This window comes from Bacillus sp. FSL K6-0042 (assembly GCF_038006685.1).
GTDB lineage: Bacteria > Bacillota > Bacilli > Bacillales > Bacillaceae_G > Bacillus_A > Bacillus_A pseudomycoides.
Genome location: NZ_JBBOVS010000001.1, coordinates 2,345,153 through 2,365,852 on the forward strand (window position 1 = coordinate 2,345,153; position 20,700 = coordinate 2,365,852).

Sequence of the window (20,700 nt, forward strand, 5' to 3'; positions counted from 1 at the left end):
TTGGAAAGGCATTTTTTTTATTGTTTAGCACCTTTTAATGACTCTCTAAGTACAAATTTCTGTAGCTTCCCACTCGCATTACGAGGAAGTTCATCTGCAAATACGTAGTGGCGTGGTCGTTTATAGTCTGCTAATCCATCACTTTCTTTACAATATTTTTCTAAATCTGCCGCTGTAATATGTTCATCCTTTTTGACCACTACCGCAACAACACGTTCACCCCATAGTTCATCCGGTTCACCAAGTACTGCAACATCCAGTATACTAGGATGACTATGCAAGAAATCTTCAATTTCACGCGGATAAATATTTACTCCACCACTTATAACCATATCGTCAACACGATCTGCTACATATAGATAACCATCTTTGTCAAAATAACCGAGATCACCTGAATGGTACCATCCTTTATACATAGACTTTGCTGTTGCTTCTTCACGATTATGATATCCTGCCATCATAGTTGGTCCACGTGAAATAATTTCTCCCACTTCATAAGGTGGTAACACGTCATCTGGTTCTGCCGGCCCCTCTTCGTTCGGTTTTACAATTCGAATTTCGTGACTAAAACAAGGCGTTCCAGCTGAACCAGCTTTCGTAATTTGATCTTCTTCTACTAAGAATGCAATAACGGGACCCATCTCTGTCATTCCATAAATTTGAACAAGATCGATATGCAGACGCTCTTTACATTCTTTTACGAGCGCTGGTGCCATCGCAGCTCCGCCATATACTCCAATTTTCATCGACCGTAATTCATATTGTGATAAATCCTCTTGTAACAGCATATTCCACATCGTTGGTGCTCCAAAAAATGTTGTAATCTTTTCCTTTTGAATTGTATGTAAAACCGTCTCTGTATCAAAGTGATGTAAAATGATATTTTTCCCGCCAACTTGAATTCTTGGTATGATACCAGCATTTAATTCACCGCAATGGTACAGCGGTGCTACTACAAGGCCAATACTATCACGGTTATATTTTAAGAAATACGTACAAATCATACTATGTTCAGCCATATCACGATGACGATGTAGCACCCCTTTTGGATGACCCGTCGTACCGCTCGTATAGAGCATCGAACAATAATCTGTTTCCTCAACGACAATATCCACTGCCTCAGATGAAGCTGCATTTACCTTTTCATGATAAGAAGCAGCGTATGAAGGCGCGTCATCTTCTATGTACCAAAAAGAACTATTTGGGAAATCCCGTTCAATGGCAGCAACTGTCTGTTCAACGTCTTTTTCAAATACAACGACTTTTGAGGATGCGTCCATGAGGATATAAGCTACTTCTTTTGCTTTTAAACGGAAATTAATCGGATTGAAAATCGCACCGATTTTAGCACAAGCGAGATAAACGTTTACAAATTCATGACAGTTATATAAATAAACAGATACAGTATCTCCTTTTTTCACACCTTCTGCTAATAATGCTTGCGCCGTCTTATTGATCTGTTCATCCCATTCTTTATATGTCCAACGAATGTTCTTTTCTGGTTCTACTAACGCTTCTTTATTTGCATATTTCCCTACCGTTAAATCAAAAATCCTCCCAATCGTCATATACATGTCAAAATATGCCCCCTTTTAACTTTCATAATTCTATCATTTCGTCTATAAGTAGACATTTCCTCTACATTTTTACCTTCTTTTTCTGATCATTCTCGACATCGTTTTACAAATATATATCCATTTTGATTTGTAGGCATACACGTATCTGCTATGAAAACAAAAGGAGTTCTCCGCTCATTTTCTCCCTTTTCTTTTACTTGGCTTGGGGCTAAAAAACAATGATCTCTTCTATGCATGGACGGATTCTCTCTTCCATCCAAAGAATGATTTTGAGTTACTTGTTAACAAATTTGGACATTCACTTGACCCGTATTTTCCAAAAGATTGGGATGAGCGACTTAAACTTTTTAAAATATTATTTAAACAATAGCTCATTTATATAAAAAAGAGACTGAAACCTAAAAACTCGCAATATGCGAACCTTTAGGCCAGCCTCTTACCCCGCTTTAACGGGCCGTAATACTCCCACCTTAAATTTTAGCAGAAGCCAAGAAGTTAGGTGTGAGATAAACTGCCCGTAAAAGCCCGATTGGTTCAACTAATAATCCATGGGGGATGAGAAAAACCCCCACGGATTAAAGTTTCACTTTAAGAGAATAGCTCTTTTAAAATTTCAAGCTTATCCTCTGTATATTTGATATAACCATCATTATATGATTTCGGATCTTTCGGATTTGCAAAATGCGTAATTGCTCCTGTCTCTGGATGAACAAATTTACTTGATGCACCGCAGCCAAGACCGATAATAGATTGTACTTCTTCCATAATCACGATATTATAAATACTTTCTTGCGATGGCATCGCATAGCCAACATTTTCTAAGTTACCTAAAATGTTCTTTTGGCGGTATAAATAATATGGTACGTAGTTATGATTCTTCGTCCACTCTTCAGCCTCATGCATCATCGCTGTAATTTCTTCACGACCTGCCACTTTATATTTACGCTTATTTTGCGTCATTTCAGAAGCACGCTTAAATGATAATGTGTGAACTGTTAATGATTCCGGCATTAACTTTTCCGTTTCATCTAACGTATGTTTAAAAATATCTAGCCCTTCACCTGGAAGACCAATAATTAAGTCCATATTGATATTGTTCATTCCCATTTGACGTGCTAAATGATACTTTTCAATCGTTTCTTCCACCGTATGATGGCGCCCGATTGCTTTTAACGTTTCTTGATGGTACGACTGTGGATTAATACTAATGCGGTCGATATTCCATTTATTTAATACTTCTAGTTTTTCTGGCGTAATCGTATCAGGACGACCTGCCTCAACTGTTACTTCGCGTACTTCTTTCACATCCGGGAACGATTGGTACATTTCTTCATACAACATGTCCATCTCTTCTGCTGTAATACTTGTTGGCGTACCGCCTCCGTAATAAATCGTTGTAACCTTAACACCTTTTTCTTTTAGGAACTTACCAATTTCACGGACTTCGTAGTGTAAGCCTCCTAAGAAAGAATCAACCGATCCTTGACGTCCATTAATCGCATACGCTGGGAATGTACAATATGCACATTTTGTCGGACAGAACGGAATACCGATATAAATACTTACTTCTTCTTTCAAACGATATAAATCTGGAACAACTGCTAATTGACAGTCCACGATGCGCTGCAGAAGTTCAATTTTTTCTTCATGAATTAAATAGCTTTCACGAAGTTCTTTATGCGCTTCTTCTTTTGACATGCCATTTTGAAGCATTTTATGAAGAAGTTTCGTTGGACGTACTCCTGTTAAAATCCCCCAACTTTGCTCAATTCCAGTTAGCTGTTGCAAGACAGAAAGATACACATATGAAACAACATGTTTTACTTGTTTCACACGTTCTTTTTCTACTGTGAAGGAAGATAAATCTTTTTCAAACGTTTCTTCATATACATTTCCAGTTGCAACGTCTGTTAAACGTGCTGAAGCTGTCACGTTTCCTTCTATCTTTATTTCAACAATAAGATTCGCATCTTCTTTCTCAAATCCTATCGTGCTTTCTTCAAAAAATAAGCCGCTAATATTTTGTAGCGGACGTAAAAAACGATCATCTTGTAACGTTTTTATTGAAATTAACAACACTTATCACCTTTTCATTTGTAAACTCTCTTTAGTTTACTTGAAGGGTGACTAGAGGTCAATATAGAAGCTTTTCCTCATTTTCCCGGAAAGACAAACACTAAGAAACGCAGCTTTCAGGCTGCGTTCTTTCGTCATCTTGTCACCATTTATGAACCTGCGAGTGATTTTTTAAAAATGGAAGTGGAAATTGCTTTCGAAAATGTTCCTTAATCATATATTCCACTCCGTTTTCACTATTGGAACGTGTAATCCAATCTGCTGCTTGCTTCAATGGAATAGGTGCATCTCCCATTGCAACTCCTAATCCAACGCCCGCGATGACATCTAAATCTTCCAAACTATCTCCAATTGCCACCATTTCATTCAATTCAATCCCAAGGTGTTCCCCTAATAATTGCAATCCTCTTAATTTCGATACATGAAGCGGAAGAATTTCTACCCTTCCCCCATCGGATTCTATATACTCGACATTTTCAAATGCTTTTTTCAACGTTTTAAGCGCGCGTTCTCTTTCTCCTCTACTTGCAAAGACAACATCAATTTTCGGAGCTGTAACAGGTTGATCACGCAGTACGTCACCTAATGAATCTACAAATTGAACAGGATAAAATAACGGATCCGAACTTGATAATACAGTGCGCGCAATTAAGTTTGGTGTATTCCGCTCACGGTTACCAATAGAAAAACGTTCATGTGAAATACGGATATTACATTCAAAATGTTCAAGCACTTGCACGATATTAAACGTTTTTTCCTCTGATAATCGGTTTTGAACGAGTGGTTTATCTAATGAAGCAGAAATAAAAGCACCGCTATGCGTAATTAATATAGAATCTAGTTTTAATGACTTTGCTATTTTATGAGCCGATTGAAAGTGCCGACTTGTAAACAGCGTAACATATACACCTTTTCGTTTGACAAAATCAATAGCTTCTCGTGTTCCTTTTGATATCTTCCCATTTTTCTGCAGGAGCGTCCCATCTATATTAAGAGCCAACAAGCGATAAATCACGTCGCATTCCTCCTCTTAGCTGCTTTTACTCTATCCATAATTTATGAACTAAATTTGTTAATTAGAACGAGTTAGAATTTCGTACACAAATTTGGTTTAATATATACGTATATCATCAGTAAAGGAGATACCAATATGAAAGCACCTCCTTCCTTTTATGAGGGCGATACATTAGAAATTGCTAAAAATTTACTTGGTCATAAACTTGTACATATAGTAGATGGAATAAAACGAAGTGGATTCATTGTAGAAGTAGAAGCGTATAAAGGACCAGATGATAAAGCGGCACATAGCTATGGAGGAAGACGAACCGAGCGAACGGAAGTTATGTTTGGCGCACCAGGACATGCTTATGTATATCTCATCTATGGTATGTATCATTGTTTTAATGTCATTACAGCTCCAGTTGGTACCCCGCAAGGCGTTCTGATTCGGGCATTAGAGCCAGTCGATGGAATAGAAGACATGAAAATGGCACGTTACGGTAAAACAGAGCTTACGAAATCACAATACAAAAATGTAACGAACGGACCTGGAAAGCTATGCCGCGCACTTGGCATTACTTTAGAAGAACGTGGCTTATCCTTACAAGGTGATGAATTATATATTGAATTGGTGCCAGAAGCAGAACACCTATCTTCTCAATATGAGATTGTAACAGGCCCACGCATCAATATTGGCTATGCAGAAGAAGCTGTTCATTATCCTTGGCGGTTTTATTTTAAGGGACATCCATTTGTCTCTAAATGAAAAAGAAGCCAAATTGGCTTCTTTTTTTACTCTGCACCTTCCGCAGTCGCAATATCATTTTCAAGATTTTCTCTAGATAAATCAGCTGCCATAAAATCAGCTGTTTCTGGAAGTGCTAAATGCATATGTGCTTTTTGACAAATTTCGATCGTACAGTTTTCTACAGTAAAATCAAAAACATGTCCGCCTCCGCTTCGTTCATCATCAATATAATGTAGATGGAAACCGGCTACTCCAATACCTTGCGCATAATCTGGTGTCCAAAATCCTGCCATTGTTCCTTTCGTATGAGAGAAAGAAAAAATCGGCTGTGATTTTGTCACTTTTACAAGTGGTGTATATGGTTTTTCTTGACGCGGAACGGTTCTTGTTCTTACTTCACGGAATGTTCCATCCATGCGAATACCATAAAATAAGTTTTTACTTGGCATTAATTCCTGTAATAAAGATTCTACTTCTTCACGATTCATTGGACGATCAATTGTATAACTCATTTCTTTTTCAAAAAATGTTACAGTGGCAAACGGTGTTGTTTCTTCCGGTGCTACCATTTCTGCAGAACCATCGGAACGTAAATGGTAAAACTCCCCATCAAAAGCAATCATTTCACCATCTAATTCATCAAACGTACCGATGCCAAAATCGCCGTGCTCTTTTAATTTATCAAAGTTGATAATGCCATCATATATACCATCCAATAAAGCTAGCATTGTTGATGTTTGATATACCTCATTATTCGTTTTCATCTTTTTCGCATCAATATCTAATAATTGTGCAATACTCATGTCTATTCTACTCCTTTACCATTAGTTCAATTGGTTTGGTAGTAATTTTTCACTTAATTTAATGTTATCGCGGTAATCAATTGGAATATCAACAATAACAGGGCCTTCTGCTTTCAATGCTTCTTGTAATACCCCTTCTAACTCTTCTGGAGAATTCACACGAAGTCCAATAGCACCGAAGCTTTCTGCATATTTTACAATATCAACATCACCAAATTCTGTCGCTGATGTTCTGCCGTATTTCATCATTTGTTGGAAGGCAACCATATCATATGTACCATCTCTCCAAACAAGATGTACAATTGGAGAATTCAAGCGTACTGCCGTTTCTAATTCCATTGCAGAGAATAAGAAACCACCATCTCCAGAAACAGAAACAACTTTTTTACCTGGTTCCACCAATGTCGCTGCAATTGCCCAAGGAAGTGCAACACCTAACGTTTGCATACCGTTACTAAACAATAAACGGCGTGGCTCATAAGAACGGAAGCATCTCGCCATCCAAATGTAATGTGAACCGATGTCACATGCAACAGTTGTTTCATCATCAATTAACGAACGAAGTGTACGAATGACTTGCAGTGGATGTGTAAGCCCTTGTGAATCGCGAACTGGCACTTCGGCTTGCTCTGATAATTTCGCACGTAATTGATCTAAAATAGCTTCTGATTTTGTTGACAAGATAAGTCTTGGTAATTGCTCTGCAATGCTATCTACCGTTAATGCAATATCACCAATTAATTCACAATTTGGTTGATAGTCATGGTCAATATCAGCTTGATGATCGTCAAGATGAATAATCGTTCTGTCCCCTAACTTATTCCAAAACTTCGGATCATACTCAATTGGGTCATAACCGATAGATAGAACAAGATCAGCCTCTTCTAATAAAATATCGCCTGGTTGATTACGGAATAACCCAACGCGTCCAAAGAAATGACCTTCTAATTCACGTGAAATTGCTCCAGCTGCTTGATACGTTTCAACAACCGGCAATTGTGTATCAGCAATTAACTCACGAACTGCTTTCGTTACTTCATTTGTGCTCGCTCTCATACCAAGTAAAATAACTGGTAATTTTGCAGATTTAATTTGTTCTACAACTGCTGCAATTTTATGTGTGGGAGCGATACCAAGTTGCGGCTGAGAAAGCGTGCCAATAGATGACACGGACGTTTCAGCAGTCATAACATCTTGTGGCAGACTAACAAGCGTTGCTCCCGGATGAGTAGAAGTTGCACTGCGGAATGCATTTGTAAGTGCTTCTGGCACATTATCAGGATGCTCTACTTCTACGCTATATTTTGTGATTGGTTCGAATAGTGCAGCATTATCCATAGATTGATGCGTACGTTTTAAACGATCTGTACGCGGCACTGCACCCGCTAAAGCAACAACGGGATCACTCTCTGCCGTAGCAGTAACAAGACCTGTCGCTAAATTTGATGTCCCTGGTCCCGATGTAACAAGACATACCCCTGGTTTCCCTGTCAATCTCCCAACAGCCGCTGCCATAAATGCTGCGTTTTGTTCATGACGACAAACGATTAACTCAGGTCCACGCTCTTGCAACACATCAAACACAGAATCAATTTTTGCACCTGGAATACCGAAAACATGTGTAACTCCTTGTTCGATTAAACAATCGACAACAAGATCGGCTCCTTTTGTTGTTGTTTTCACGTTGTTTGCTTTTACTTCTGTACTCAAACTAATCATCCCTTTATGTCAAAATCGTGTACAATAAAGCTAGTTATTATGTAAATCACTCATATATTACATATTGTTAATTAACTTGGTGTAATATATCTTGTTGATTATTATATTATAAACGTATTACTTTTCCAACAATATGAATTCGAAATTATTTTGACAATAAAAAATGAAAACCCTTACATGCATCTTCTTATATCAAAATAATATTTTTTATAAATTTTTCCATTTATATTACATATTTTTAAAGGTTTTCTCAACAAATATTCCTTGCCCTATCTTTACTTTATTCCCTGTAAAACTTTCTTTTTATGCAATTGATTGAGAAAAGGAACTTCTGCGAACTCCATAAAAAAAAGACGCTTCCCTCTCAGGAAACGCCTTTCTCATTAAGCTTGATATGCAGTATATAATTCTTCAAGTGGCTTCATAATAATTTTGTTAATATCGCCGATTACAACATTTAAGCGTTGCTCTGCTTCCATTAACTTTACGATTTTTGGATCTTGTTGAATAAGCGCTACAACTTCTTGTGCTTTTTGGTTATCTTCGTCTGTAATTTCTTGTCCTTGCATCATCTTTTGTTGTAAGCCCATTTGCATTGTACGGAATTGATCAAACAGTTGTTTTGATGCCGCATCCCCTTGTACTTCTGCATAACTTGCTTTTAAAGCTTGGAAATCTGTATTTTCTGCAATTGCTTTTTGTAATTCATATGCAACATCATGAATGTTTTTTGTCATTGTATTTTTCCTCCTTTAACGGGCTTGGTCTATTGTCCCCGCCCTTTGAGTGCCTTTTGATACGCACCTTCTTACAATAACAAACTATGCACGAGATGTGAAGAATTTTCACTTTATTTATTAGTATGTATAAGTACAAATTGAAAAACAGATTGAAAACCTTTCTTTTTAGGGTGGAGAGAGCATCCGCCCATGCATAGAAGCGGTCAGTTCCTTTTCCTACCCCATGCCAAGTAAAAACAACAGGAGAAGGCGAGTGGACATCTCCTGTTGTTTTCATAGCCGTAACTGAGATGGTGAGAAAGCAATATATATTGAAAAAACCGATTGAAAACCTTTCTTTTTAGGAGTGAGGGCGTCCGTTCATGCATAAAAGCGGTCGGCCCCATGCTATGTGAAAACAACAGGAGAACATAAGTGGATGTCTCCTATTGTTTTCATAGCCGTGATTTGTATGTTGAAAAAGTAACATGGATTTATATAGACAAAGCGTTACATTAGAAAAAGCAACACTATACCTTGAATCAAACCTATTGTTCCCCCTAACAACGCTCCCAAATATGTAATCATCTTCAATTCACTCTTCGTAATTGATAACACAAGATCTTCTAATCTCTCTGTTGAGAATGTAGATACTTCTTGTTGTACGATTTCAGCAAGACGTAAGTTTTTCAAAATCTGTTCAGTATTGTTTATCCCCCATGCTAAACCTTTTTTCACTAAACTTGGAATCATTGTTTGTACAACTTTTTCCCGAACTGGTTCACACACTTTTTGAACAGACTGATTGAAAAATCCTCTTACAGTTCCCTCTATTTTAACTGTTGATAGGATTGACTTTACAATCGTTTCTTTCTCTATAAAGGAATCTAGTTCCTTCACTTCTCTTCCCTTTAATTTCTCCCACTCTTTTTGCAGTACATCACTTAAAAGTTGCTTCGTTCCTTCTTGTCCTAAAAACTTAATCACTTCTGGCTGCAGACGATCGACTAAACTTACATTCCCTAAAAACATACCTACTAAATTTAATAATGTACCTCGTGAAACAAAAAAGTCATCAATCATTTTGGCAAGACGCTCTTTTCCCTCTTCACTTTCAAAAAAGCTTTTACCTCTTTCTAAAATAAATGATGCTACATTCGGAAGCATTTGCTCCACTTTTTCATGAACAGAACTAGGCAAAGCTTGTTCCCACGTATATGTATAATATTGTGATAAAAACGTCTCAATTTTTTCCACAATCATACTTTCAATTTTTTGAATTGTCTTCCCTTCCACATGCTCCAAGCCCCATTTTTCTAAAACCTCTCGTAATGATTGCTCATTCACCAAAATTTTATCTATCTCTACTTGTCCCCACTGAATAAGCTCTTGCTGAAAGTTTTCATCTGTTAATTTCTTCCCGATCCCTTCCGGTGTTAACAAATGATCCACGACCATTTTTCCTAATTGAACAGCAAGTTCATCACGACGCTTCGGAATCAATCCTGGTGTAAACGGTACTCGAAACTTTCCAATATAAATAGGGCGATGCGGGCGAAATAACATTTTTATCGCTAAATGATTCGTATACCCACCAATTATTGCTCCTAATCCTGTCGTTGTTAACATATTTAACCACATATTCATTACACAATACCAGCCTTCCATTTCTCCAAATATATATATCTTACTACAACCTGTTACAAAAACAATACACAACCAGCCATTTATCTTGAGATACACTGATTTTCTCCATCCATCAGCTACCTTTTGCGATTTCTCACGGCTTAAGATGCAAACTAACTACCACAATTCCCCAAAACCCAATCACTGCCATGACGAACAAAAGATGACCTCCACTCGTTTTCACTTGGCATGGGACCGAAAAAGAATCCGACCGCTTCTATCCATGGACGGATCCTCTTTTCCCTCTAAAAAGAAAGGTTTTTCCATTTGTATGTACATAAATCCATTTCGATTTTTCCATACATCAGTCACTGCTATGAAAACAAAAAGTGACCTCCACTTATTTTCTCCTTTTGATTTCACGTGGCGTAGGGCTAAAAAAGGCCCTGACCGCTTCTATGCTTCATCGGATGCTCTTACCTCTAAAAAGGAATGTCTTTCAATTTGGCTTCTCTCGTCCTAAAACATAGATCATCCAAAAATAGAATATCGTTATCCGGACAACAGTATAATGATATGGAAGCATGTTTGCAATGTACTGAAGCTATTCTCGCAATTGCACAATAGAAATACAAAACAATTGAGCAGTTCTCTCTTCTCTTTTTACATAATGGATAAACTAGAGCACTTAGGATTATATATGCGAATGCGAAAACAGCATGATTATTCACTGGCCGAAGAAGCTTCCCACGGCCCATTACGGTTTAATCGATTTACACCGTAACTGAAAAAGGAGTGACTATTACATTGAAAGATCATATTTACACATTACAAATTTCTATCGATCATCCAAGATCGCTAACATTGCCCTATATATTTTCTAGTACTTCTCCCCTTACATTTCTTTCCTTCGGCACACGAAATACGACATGTGAAAATATTGAAATTCATTATACTTATGCTCACGAAATTATAATTGGCGAACAAATTGCGAAAGAACTTTATCTTCCATTTCCAACTACCGTGCATGCTTTCATTCAAAATCAAACACTTATATTTGGACCATTGATTGGTATTTTCACAACAGGTTTTACAGAATCAGCTGCTAATCCAATTGGCAATCGTTCCATCAGTTTCAAGGAGTTACTGATCCCACCTCACTCTTTACATCCATTTGTTTTCTTATTTGGTGCACAACATATAAACTGGGATGAGGAAACAATTGATGGATACTTTTTTAAAGGGGAAAACTGGATACAATATAAAGTTCCTTTTCCAAACGTTATTTATGATCGGCTACCTAATCGAGAAGCAGAACTTTACAAACCTATTATCAGAACAAAAAAACGATTACAAACGAAGTACACCATTCCATGGTTTAACCCAGGTTTTTTTAACAAATGGAATATACACCAGCTGCTTACAAATGAAAAAACAGTCGCTTCTCTGTTACCTCAAACAGAAACATTTCAGCACTTCGAGCAAGTAGAGAATTTCTTATCATCATATAAACACATTTATATGAAACCTGTGCATGGTAGTTTTGGACGAAATATTTATCAAATTTTTTATTCCACTTCAGAAAACAGTTATTATTGTCGTTACCGCGAGGCAGGGCAGAATAAATTACGAAAGTATCACTCTTTAGAAACACTTATCAATCATGTTATGCAAGGCCATGATTTAAAAACATTTATTGTTCAACAAGGAATTGTATTATTACGTATAGGTGGGCAGCCAGTAGACTTTCGTATTCATACAAATAAAAATCGTTTTGGAAGTTGGAGAGTCAGTGCCATCGTTGCAAAAATCGCCGGGAAAGGCAGTATGACAACTCATATAGATAGCGGCGGAGAAGTAAAACTACTCCAAGATATTTTTTCTGATGCAACGGAGCGTGTTCGAATCACGAATAAATTGACAGATGCAGCCTTGCGACTAAGTTCTATTTTAGATCAGCAAACGGAAGGAAATATTGGAGAAATTGGTTTTGATTTAGGCTTAGATAAAGATGAGAAGATTTGGCTATTTGAAGCCAATTCCAAACCTGGAAGAACTATATTTCAATCCGAAACACTACAAGAATATAGTGAACTGACGAGACAGCTATTTTACGAGTACGCCATGCATTTAACAGAACATCATCTTTCTCGTCCGAAAGGGCTATTACCAGAAGATAAAACTTCCACCCTATAATAGGTGGAAGTTTTTTTATTACACCAGTTTCACCGTTAATTCAGTTTGTGTACCACACGTCCCGCAATAGAAAACATGAACACAATATTGCTGAGAATTCTCCCCTGTTAAACTGTCTACCTCTATTAATAAATCTTGATCCATATATGCGCTATAAGCATCTGTATAATCTACAACTTTTCCATAATCTTGGAGTACATTCAGGCAACTTTGACAAGAATATACTTGAGCTTCCAGTGCATTGCAAAGTGGACATATTCCCATTTATAACTCCTCCAATCCTAGAGGTTTCATATTTACGATTAGTGTGACCTTCTTTTAGAAAAATACAAATTAAAAAAACGAAATAAAATCCTTCTTTTTAGGTGAGAGAGAGCATCCGGCCATGCATAGAAGCGTTCAGATCCTTTTCCTGCCCCATGCCAAGTGAAAACACAGAGAGAAAAAGAGTGCAGGTCACCTTTAGTTATCCATAGCTGTAACTTATATGCTGAAAAATCAAAATCGGTATATATTTTTACAAAATTTACAAATTATTAACTCGCATATCTTTCTACGTAACATCCATACTATGAGTACATTCACTTCAAACGATGGATTAGCGCCAAACGAGGCGATAATCTGGTTCAACTCCAGCTAATCCAACCAAAAAAATTTCTATACTTTAAGGAGGATATATTCCTATGGCAAACCAAAACAATCCATTAGTAGTACCAGGTGCAACAGCTGCAATCGATCAAATGAAATATGAAATCGCTCAAGAATTTGGTGTACAATTAGGAGCAGATTCTACAGCTCGTGCAAACGGTTCTGTTGGTGGCGAAATTACAAAACGTTTAGTAGCAATGGCTGAGCAAAGCCTTGGCGGATACCAAAAATAAATATATATGGCAAAAAAGGTCTCAAGCATTCGCTTGAGACCTTTCTTTCTACCCTAGCATTTGTAAAAATCGCTTCGTTCGTTCTTCTTTCGGATTTGTAAATACCTCTTCTGGCGTACCTTCTTCCACAACAACGCCACCATCCATAAAGATAACACGATTCGCAATTTGATGAGCAAAGCGCATTTCGTGCGTTACAATCACCATCGTCATTCCTTCTTGTGCAAGTTCCTTCATTACCTTTAGGAACTCTTGTACAAGTTCTGGGTCTAACGCTGATGTTGGTTCATCAAATAATAAAACTTCTGGTTCCATCGCAAGCGCACGAGCAATTCCAACGCGTTGTTGCTGGCCACCAGATAGTTGGAATGGATATAACTCCATTTTGTCACCAAGTCCAACCTTCTCAAGGAAATATGTCGCTTTTTTCTTCGCTTCTTCTTTCCCTACTTTTTTCACTGTAACAAGCCCTTCCATTACATTTTGGATTGCTGTTAAATGAGGAAATAAATTATGATGCTGGAACACCATACCTGTTTGTGTACGAAGATTTACAATATCTTTCTTCGTTACTTTTTTAGAGAAATCCAGCTCTTTGTCACCAATGCGAACAATACCTGCATTTGGTGTTTCTAATACATTCAGGCAACGTAAAAATGTTGTCTTACCAGATCCAGATGGCCCAATAATGACAACAACTTCACCTTTCTCCACTGATAAATCAATATGCTTTAGTACCGTGTTATCACCGAAACTCTTTTGTAAATGTTGAATTGAAATCATAAAAACAAAAACTCCTTTTATAAAAGGATTATTATTTAAGCGTATAACGCTCTGAACGTTTTTCTAATATTTGTTGCACGATAGATAATAAGAAACAAATCGCCCAATAAATAAGACCTGCTTCAAAATAAACAATTAAAAATTCATAGTTCATTGCTGCAATTTCCTGTGCTTTTCGAAACAGCTCTGTTACTAAAATTAATGATGCTAATGAAGTATCCTTCACTAAGCTAATAAACGTATTCGAAAGCGGTGGAATCGATACACGTGTCGCTTGTGGTAAAATAATGCGTTTTAGCGCCTGTGGATATGTCATCCCAATTGTATATGCTGCTTCCCATTGCCCTTTTGGAATAGACAAAATAGAAGCACGAATAATTTCAGATGCATATGCACCAACATTTAATGAAAAACCAATAATAGCTGCTGGATATGGATCAATCTCAATGTTAAGAGTTGGAAGTCCATAGAAAATAATAAACAATTGTACAAGAAGTGGTGTTCCGCGAATAATAGATACATAGATACGAGCAATCCATTGTAGTAGGCGGCTACTTGAAATACGTGCTAAAGCAGTAAATATCGCCAATATAATACCGATCACAAATGTGATAATCGTTAATGGGATTGTCGTGAAAAGAGCACCCTCTAGCATAGGCATGAAGGATGCTTGCATAATATCTACCCATGTAGATAATCGATCTGTAATCAATGCATTACTTAGATACATTTTCACCGAACCATTTTTTCGTTATTTTGTCATACGTACCATCTTTTTTCATATCTTCTAACGCTTTATCTACTTCTTGTACAAGCTTATCGCTACCTTTACGGAATAAGAACCCACTTTGTGACGCTTCTTTTTCTGTTGCTGCAATTTTAATGTTTGCATCTTTTTTCGTTTGTAAATAGTTTAACACTGATAATTTATCATTGATTGTGAAATCAACGCGACCTGTATTAAGTAGTTCTACTGCTTGACTAAAGCCTTCTACCCCTTGAATCTTCGCACCATTTTTCTTTGCAAGATCCGCATAGTTACTTGTTAAAGACTGTGCTGCTGTTAATCCTTTTACATCTGTAAATGAAGCAGGTTTATCTTTATCCTTTGCAACGACAAGTGCTGCTGAAGAAGAAATATACGGTTTAGAGAAATCATACTTCTTTTGACGATCTTCACGAATTCCGACTTCATTCGCAACCATATCGAAACGTTTTGCATCAAGCCCTGCAAGCAAGCTATCCCATTGTGTTTCTTTAAATACTGGTTTCACACCGAGACGTTTTGCAACTTCTTCTGTTAACTCAACGTCAAATCCAGTTAATTTTCCACCTCCATCATGGAATGTAAACGGTGGGTATGTACCTTCTGTACCAACAACGAATTCACCGCTTTTTTTAATTTGTTGCAATGCATCTTGACTAGTAGCTGTATCTTTTTTCTCTTCTTTGCCACAGCCCGCCACAATACCGACTGCTAGTGTAGCTACTGCAAGCACTGAAAATAATTTCTTCATGATATTAGTCCTCCAAGTATTCTGATAGGAATTTAAAAACTATATTGATTGTATGCAATCTTGAACAATTTTTCAATGAAAATGTTCGTCATTAGTGTATCCTTTTTTTTCATAATCAAACAACATGATATAAAATCGCCACATACAAAAAATAAGTAACATTTTTAAATATAGCACTTCTAAGAAAAAAGGTAAAACAATACTTACTTTAAAACAAAAAACCTTTCTTTTTGGTTGGGAGAGAGCTTCCGCCCATGCATAAATGCGAGCAGGGCCTTTTTTGCCCATGCCGTGTGAAAACAAAAGGAGAAAATGAGTGAAAATCTGCTTTTGTTTTCGTAGCACCGACTTATTTGTTGAAAAATCAATATGGATTTATATATACAAAAAAGAACTTGCTACCATAGCAAGTTCCTTTAAGAGTCTAATACACAATACCCGATCATTCCGCACAGTAATAAAAAGAAAGCAATGTTAAACGTCACTGATAATTCTTCCATCTCTATCTCCCCCTTGCTTCCAACATATCACATGGATAAGGAAAGAGATGGGAGCATTTGTAAACATTGCTTTAAAGTTTTCTGAACATTTCGTGAAAGTTACGCACTTTGACTTCCTTCTATTTGCGTTTTATACATTTCATAATAACGACCCTTTTTCTGCATTAATTCTTCATGTGACCCTTTTTCAAGAATCGTGCCCCGATCGAGCACAATGATTTGATCTGCACTCTTAATTGTGGAAAGACGATGTGCAATGATAAATGTTGTTCTTCCTTTCTTTACAACTTCTAGTGCCCCCTGAATCATCGCCTCAGTCTCTGTATCAATACTTGAGGTCGCTTCATCTAACACTAAAATAGCAGGATCAAATGCTAACGCACGCGCGAAAGATATAAGTTGGCGCTCCCCAGTCGAAAGTGTGCTTCCTTTTTCCGTAATTTCTTCTTCTATATTGTTAGCAAATCGCTCTGCCCCTACATCGTGCAGTGCTTTTACAATTCGAGCCTTTGAAATCTTTGGATGTTCTAAGCTTACATTCGATGCAACTGTACCACTAAATAGAAATGGATCTTGCAGTACAATCCCCATATGCTCACGGAGTGCCTGCTTTGGTATCTCTTTCACGTCACGCCCATCAATTGTCAGTTTTCCTTTTTGAAACTCATAAAATTGGAAGAGTACATTCATAATAGAACTTTTCCCAGATCCCGTATGACCAACAAGGGCCACCGTCTCTCCTTTTTTTGCCTCGAAAGAAATATGTTTTAACACTTCATCTTTCCCATTATAAGAAAATGAAACATCATCAAATCGAACATTTCCATTAAGACGTGGTATACGTTCCTCTTCCACTACTTCGCCCTTTTCATCCAGCAGTTCAAATACACGTTCCGATGCAACGCGCGCTTGCTCTAAATTCGCAAGCTGGTTTACCATATTTGTAATTGGTGAGAAGAGCCTTGTTAAATAATCGACAAATGCATACAGTATCCCTAAAGAGATAATCCCAGCAGCGCTCAAAGAGGCACCGCCAAAATACCAAATAACCGCCGTAAAAGCAATGTTGCGTAAGACACCTACTAAATTATGCGATGTCGCTGCATTTAAATTTAAAATTTTATTTTGGTACTTAAAGTAATCTTCATTTAATTCTTCAAATTCTTTCTTTGTTGCACGTTCTTGACGAAATGCCTGGATGATAGGCATTCCTTGGATGGATTCATTCACTGTTCCATTAATATCTGATAACCGAGAGCGCATCTTATGATTGTACACAGAGGCATATTTTCTATATACAACAGCCCAAACAATTAAAATTGGTACGATAATTAAACATAACAGCGCTAATTTCATATCAAGTAAAAATAAAGCAATAAAGATTCCAATAATATAAATAAAACTAGAAACAAATGTCGCTAAAACTGTTACATATAACTCCCGAATGGCCTCCGTATCATTCGTTACACGCGATACAATTTTCCCTGCTGGTAAATGGTCGAAATAACGAATCGGTAATGTTTGAATATGAGAAAAGACATCTTCACGCATAATTTGAATGATTTTATTAGATGCTTTCTGTAAGAAAAACTGTTTACCATACGCAAATAAAGATACAACTAACAATAGTGCAAAATATCCTCCGCCAAGCAAAAGTAATCGTTTCATCTCAGGTTCATAAAACGAATACACTTCTTTGGTTGTTAACATTTTCGCTTTATACACTTGCGTTGCTTTTCCACTTTGAACTGTAATAATATCTCCCTTTACAGAACGTGTTCCCTCTGCTGCAACCTTATTAGGTACAAAATAATAAGTGAAACCAACTTGTATAATACGAACTTCTTTTCCTTTTTGTTCACCTTGTTCAAAGCGGTCGCTTCGCTTATACCAAGCTCCGTTATAAAGTACGGCATCGTCCCCTTGCACTGTTTCATGCCATGGTTTCTCAATACCGACAATATGATCATCAATCATTGTCTTTGCTACAAATGGGCCTGCAAGCTCTGCAATAACGAAAATAAATAACATTGCCAGTGCCACAAAAATGGTTCCCTTTACTTTCATAGCGTATTGAAATAACCGTTTTCCAACACTCATATTTTTACCTCACCCTCTACGTTTTCGCCCTGCTGTCTTTCAAACTGCTCCGCATACCAGTCACCATTCAAAACGAGCCTATCATGTGTTCCCTCTTCGATAATTTCACCATTATCCATAACGAGAATCCAATCAGCATGCTGCACAGCTGACAGGCGGTGCGTTGTTATAATTGTTGTTTTTCCGCTTCTTTCTCTTCGTATATTTTCAATAATTGCTGCTTCCGTCCTGGCATCCACAGCTGATAATGAATCATCTAAAATTAAAATTTCTGGATTTTGAATAACTGCTCGTGCAATCGAAATTCGCTGTTTTTGCCCACCAGATAAAGAAACACCTTTCTCTCCAACAAGCGTCTCTAATCCTTCTGAAAGGAACTCCAAATCTTTTTTGAATGCTGCGATTTCAATAGCCTTTTCAAGTTCCTCCTGACTTGCTTCCCTGTTTCCAAATAAAATATTTTCACGTGCTGTTTTTGAAAATAGAATATGCTCTTGTGGTACATACCCAATCCAGCTTCGTACGTTTTCAGTCGAAATTTCACCTAGCGTAACGTCTGACACTGTAATATCCCCTTCTCCAAGTGGATACTGGCGAAGAAGCTGACGAACAAGAGTCGTTTTACCACTTCCTGTTTTCCCAACAATGCCAAGCGTTTCTCCTTGTTTTAATGAAAAAGAAACATTTTTCAAATTCAGCTCAGGTGAAGCCGGGTACGAAAAGGAAACTTTATCAAAGTCGATATACTCTGGTTCGTGTACACGCGTCGGTTTTTTCACGTTCTTCACGTCAGGCTCATACGCCAACGTTTCATTGACACGATCTAACGAAGCATTTCCGCGCTGCATGACATTAATTAATTCACCAATCGCAAACATTGGCCAAATCATCATCCCAAGGTAGACGTTAAAAGAAACAAGTTCGCCAAGCGTAACCTTCGATTGGAAAACTAAAAACGCTCCATATACAAGACCAATCAAATAACTAAGACCAACTAGCATCTTCACCGTCGGCTGAAACAGTGCATCAATTCTTGCTACTTTCATATTTTTTTCATATACATCTGTTCCTAGTTGATGAAATCTTTGCTCATCAGCTTTTTCCTGTACATATGCACGGATAACACGCACGCCTGCAATCGATTCAAGTACTTTATCATTCATATCTCCAAAAGCATCTTGAGCAATCGTAAAGCGTTCATGTAACTTCTTCCCATATATATTCATCGCATATGCCATAATCGGCAAGGGCAGAAGTGCCGCAATTGTAAGTTGCCAACTGATTGAAAATCCCATCATAAAAACAATTGTGAGCATATATAAACTAGAATCAACAAGTGTCAAAATCCCAAAACCAGCAGTCATAGCAATCGCCTTTAAATCATTTGTCGCTCTCGCCATTAAATCACCAGTACGATTTTTGTGATAAAAGGTCGGCGTCATTTTCAACAAGTGCCCCATAAATTTTGAACGCATCGTTTTTTCAAGCACGAATGCACCGCCAAATAATTGGTGCTGCCATACGTAGGTGAGTACATACCCACCAACTGCCGCTCCAAATAAAATCCAAACATACTGTATAATCACTTCGTTTGTTAAAGAACCTACTTTTATATGATCAATTGTTAACCCAATTACTTTTGGAGGAATTACCTCTATTACATTTACAATTAGAAGCACTCCAATCGCGATGCTATACCTCTTCCAATGTTCTTTAAAAAACCATGTTAACTTTTGTAATACTGAAAACAATGAAATCTCTCCCTTCTCGATCTTGTTTCAGTCTATTTCTGTTATCCACTATCAAAAGCCCCTGCTTTTACACCGTACCAATTGTACTGATTCACCATATCTTCTCACCTTCCGTATTTTTTCTACCCCGCTATTTGCGGGCAGTAAAATCCCCACCTCAAGATTCAGCAAGAAATGAGAACGATAGATAAGGGGATAACTGCCCGTAAATGCCCGATTGGTTCAACTAACCATCCGTGGGAGATAAATCCCCCTTACGGATGGAAGTTTCACTTTATCGAAACCATACAAAGTATGGAAACAACCAAAATAGAGACAAAAAAACGCATACCGCCGCTTGACGATATGCGAGAAAAACGCATAAAAGCGTACGTTACGAAATACGCAACGTACGCTTTTTTTGAAAACAAAAAAGCACTATCTTTCCGTACGGGTTGCGTAATGATATGAATGTTTTCCACCATGTAATCCAACTAAGCCAGTCATATTTACCATTACAATCATTACGCGCACCCCCTTCATTTATTTTCCATTTTTAATTTTATAACTTTATCAACTTTTCTGTCAATTGTTTTTTTCATTATTTTACAAAACAAACTTTTATCACAAAAAATAAAAGATATACAATACCACTTCGATACCCGAAAAAATTATCTATCGATATTATTATGGATAATCCTATATTTCACTTACAAATAAGGTAAA

Annotated in this window: 16 protein-coding genes; 3 read left to right on the forward strand and 13 right to left on the reverse strand. The window is 37.3% G+C overall.

Annotated features, from left to right (window positions below; all coding sequences use genetic code 11):
* Positions 1-17: 17 nt before the first annotated feature.
* The 3 genes from MHH45_RS12030 to MHH45_RS12040 all read right to left on the reverse strand — a co-directional run bounded on the left by MHH45_RS12030 (position 18) and on the right by MHH45_RS12040 (position 4,668).
* On the reverse strand, positions 18-1,574 hold the full coding sequence (locus tag MHH45_RS12030; protein ID WP_016113281.1) for a fatty acid--CoA ligase: 1,557 nt from the start codon (positions 1,572-1,574) through the stop codon (positions 18-20).
* A 591-nt stretch (positions 1,575-2,165) separates the two neighbouring features.
* On the reverse strand, positions 2,166-3,656 hold the full coding sequence (locus tag MHH45_RS12035; RefSeq protein ID WP_016113280.1) for a coproporphyrinogen III oxidase: 1,491 nt from the start codon (positions 3,654-3,656) through the stop codon (positions 2,166-2,168).
* Positions 3,657-3,795: 139 nt separating this feature from the next.
* On the reverse strand, positions 3,796-4,668 hold the full coding sequence (locus tag MHH45_RS12040) for a Cof-type HAD-IIB family hydrolase (protein ID WP_016113279.1): 873 nt from the start codon (positions 4,666-4,668) through the stop codon (positions 3,796-3,798).
* 135 nt (positions 4,669-4,803) lie between these two features.
* Here MHH45_RS12040 and MHH45_RS12045 point away from each other — a divergent pair, with 135 nt between their 5' ends.
* Positions 4,804-5,418: a DNA-3-methyladenine glycosylase gene (locus tag MHH45_RS12045; RefSeq protein ID WP_016113278.1), complete on the forward strand. Its 615-nt coding sequence runs from the start codon at positions 4,804-4,806 to the stop codon at positions 5,416-5,418.
* A gap of 26 nt (positions 5,419-5,444) precedes the next feature.
* Here the strand turns inward: MHH45_RS12045 and budA are convergent, their stop codons facing one another.
* The 4 genes from budA to MHH45_RS12065 all read right to left on the reverse strand — a co-directional run bounded on the left by budA (position 5,445) and on the right by MHH45_RS12065 (position 10,309).
* Positions 5,445-6,203: an acetolactate decarboxylase gene (gene budA / locus MHH45_RS12050; RefSeq protein ID WP_016113277.1), complete on the reverse strand. Its 759-nt coding sequence runs from the start codon at positions 6,201-6,203 to the stop codon at positions 5,445-5,447.
* A gap of 21 nt (positions 6,204-6,224) precedes the next feature.
* Positions 6,225-7,913: an acetolactate synthase AlsS gene (alsS, locus tag MHH45_RS12055; RefSeq protein WP_016113276.1), complete on the reverse strand. Its 1,689-nt coding sequence runs from the start codon at positions 7,911-7,913 to the stop codon at positions 6,225-6,227.
* Between the two features lie 392 nt (positions 7,914-8,305).
* Complete coding sequence (locus tag MHH45_RS12060; protein WP_016113275.1) at positions 8,306-8,659, reverse strand: YlbF/YmcA family competence regulator; 354 nt, start codon at positions 8,657-8,659, stop codon at positions 8,306-8,308.
* Positions 8,660-9,151: 492 nt separating this feature from the next.
* Positions 9,152-10,309 carry a DUF445 domain-containing protein gene (locus tag MHH45_RS12065; RefSeq protein ID WP_033671373.1) on the reverse strand — a complete coding sequence of 386 codons (1,158 nt, stop codon included), beginning with the start codon at positions 10,307-10,309 and terminating at the stop codon, positions 9,152-9,154.
* 765 nt (positions 10,310-11,074) lie between these two features.
* Between MHH45_RS12065 and MHH45_RS12070 the strand changes: the two genes are divergently transcribed.
* Positions 11,075-12,463: a YheC/YheD family endospore coat-associated protein gene (locus MHH45_RS12070; RefSeq protein WP_077295151.1), complete on the forward strand. Its 1,389-nt coding sequence runs from the start codon at positions 11,075-11,077 to the stop codon at positions 12,461-12,463.
* 18 nt (positions 12,464-12,481) lie between these two features.
* On the opposite strand, the gene MHH45_RS12075 is transcribed toward MHH45_RS12070, so the two are convergent.
* On the reverse strand, positions 12,482-12,727 hold the full coding sequence (locus MHH45_RS12075) for a hypothetical protein (protein ID WP_016113272.1): 246 nt from the start codon (positions 12,725-12,727) through the stop codon (positions 12,482-12,484).
* 419 nt (positions 12,728-13,146) lie between these two features.
* Here MHH45_RS12075 and MHH45_RS12080 point away from each other — a divergent pair, with 419 nt between their 5' ends.
* Positions 13,147-13,344, forward strand: coding sequence for an alpha/beta-type small acid-soluble spore protein (locus MHH45_RS12080; protein WP_003195499.1), 198 nt, complete (start codon positions 13,147-13,149; stop codon positions 13,342-13,344).
* 48 nt (positions 13,345-13,392) lie between these two features.
* On the opposite strand, the gene MHH45_RS12085 is transcribed toward MHH45_RS12080, so the two are convergent.
* The 5 genes from MHH45_RS12085 to MHH45_RS12105 all read right to left on the reverse strand — a co-directional run bounded on the left by MHH45_RS12085 (position 13,393) and on the right by MHH45_RS12105 (position 19,995).
* A complete protein-coding gene (locus MHH45_RS12085; RefSeq protein ID WP_077295149.1) occupies positions 13,393-14,127 on the reverse strand; it encodes an amino acid ABC transporter ATP-binding protein in 735 nt (244 codons plus the stop codon).
* A 31-nt stretch (positions 14,128-14,158) separates the two neighbouring features.
* Complete coding sequence (locus MHH45_RS12090) at positions 14,159-14,857, reverse strand: amino acid ABC transporter permease (RefSeq protein WP_016113270.1); 699 nt, start codon at positions 14,855-14,857, stop codon at positions 14,159-14,161.
* Positions 14,844-15,644: an amino acid ABC transporter substrate-binding protein gene (locus MHH45_RS12095; protein ID WP_077295147.1), complete on the reverse strand. Its 801-nt coding sequence runs from the start codon at positions 15,642-15,644 to the stop codon at positions 14,844-14,846. The genes MHH45_RS12090 and MHH45_RS12095 overlap by 14 nt, the downstream gene beginning before the upstream one ends.
* Positions 15,645-16,243: 599 nt before the next feature.
* Positions 16,244-18,244 (reverse strand): ABC transporter ATP-binding protein, encoded by a 2,001-nt coding sequence (locus MHH45_RS12100; RefSeq protein WP_088093928.1) that lies wholly within the window; start codon positions 18,242-18,244, stop codon positions 16,244-16,246.
* Entirely contained in the window at positions 18,241-19,995 is a 1,755-nt protein-coding gene (locus MHH45_RS12105; protein ID WP_016133168.1) for an ABC transporter ATP-binding protein, read from the reverse strand. Before MHH45_RS12105 ends, MHH45_RS12100 begins: the two co-directional genes overlap by 4 nt.
* Positions 19,996-20,700 lie beyond the last annotated feature (705 nt).